1 protein-coding gene and 1 pseudogene are annotated in these 1183 nt (G+C 66.9%); both read right to left on the bottom strand.

Features of this window, described 5'->3' with window-relative positions; all coding sequences use genetic code 11:
• Positions 1-974 (bottom strand): annotated as a pseudogene (locus HUK84_RS19240) (MGH1-like glycoside hydrolase domain-containing protein); the annotation flags it as partial.
• Positions 975-987: 13 nt separating this feature from the next.
• Positions 988-1183: amylo-alpha-1,6-glucosidase (locus HUK84_RS19245; RefSeq protein ID WP_176641646.1), on the bottom strand; the 196-nt coding region annotated here is incomplete at its 5' end.

Below are 1183 nucleotides of genomic sequence, written 5' to 3' on the forward strand. Positions count from 1 at the left end.
CGCAGGCGCAGCCGCACGCGCGCGCTGCCGCCCGGCGGCAGCACCAGCCGATGCAGCATGGCGCATTTGCTGCCCACCCCTTCCGGATTGACGGCCGCCCGCTCACCATGGACGACATAATCATTGATGCCGTCCTTGAAGTAACCCGACGCCTCCATGCCGAAGATCCGGGGGAAATTCGTCTCATTCTCGCAGAACAGGATCTCCGGCGCCCCGTCGGCATACAGGCGCAGCGCGGGAAAGAGCGGATGCGCCGTCTCCACGACATCCTCCGCCACCTTGCGGATCCGCGCGCGCGCGATGTCGGTCGTCCAGCTCCACATGTTGCGCGCCCAGAATTGCGGCAGCAGATGCAGCACGGCCTCCTCGGGCCCCCGATTGACCACGGTGACGCACATCAGCGTGTCGTCCACATCCGCCTTGCCGTATTCGACGGTCACGTCGAAATAGCGCCCCTCGTCGAAAACGCCCGTGTCGACGATCTCGAATTCAGGATCACCTTGTCCGCGCCTGCGATTTTCCTCGACCAGTTGCGCATAGGGAAACGCGGCCTGAGGATATTTGTACAGCATCCGCATATAGGAATGGGTCGGCGTGCCATCCTGGTAATACCACAGCTCCTTGACATCCTCGCCATGGTTGCCCTCGGCATTGGTCAGGCCGAACATCCGTTCCTTCAGGATCGGATCGCGCCCGTTCCACAGCGCCAGCCCCAGGCACCAGCGCAAATGGTCGTCCCCCCAGCCGGCAATGCCGTCCTCCCCCCAGCGATAGGCCCGGCTGCGCGCGTGATCATGCGGGAAATAATCCCAGGCCGTGCCGCCGGCGCTGTAATCCTCGCGCACCGTCCCCCATTGGCGCTCGCTCAGATAGGGCCCCCAGCGCCGCCACGGCGCGCCCTCGGCAATGCGCGCCAGGCGGCGCCCCTCCGTGGTCTCGAACAGAGTGCGGCGTGGGGGGATCGCATCCATCATCGTCGGTCGAGCCTCACGGGTTGCGCGCGTCGGCCAGCATCCGCTCGATGCGGATCAGCTCGCCCAGCGACCAGGCCTGGAAAGGGCAGCCGCCCGGCACATGCGGCGGATCGCCGTCCGCGACCTCCGACACATGGCCCAGTCCGGCCGTCTCGAGATGCGCCTGCAACGGCGCCAGGAACCGCGCGCGCGCCTCCGCCCGGGCGGCC

It is taken from the genome of Nguyenibacter vanlangensis (assembly GCF_013376155.1).
Taxonomy (GTDB): Bacteria; Pseudomonadota; Alphaproteobacteria; order Acetobacterales; family Acetobacteraceae; genus Gluconacetobacter; species Gluconacetobacter vanlangensis.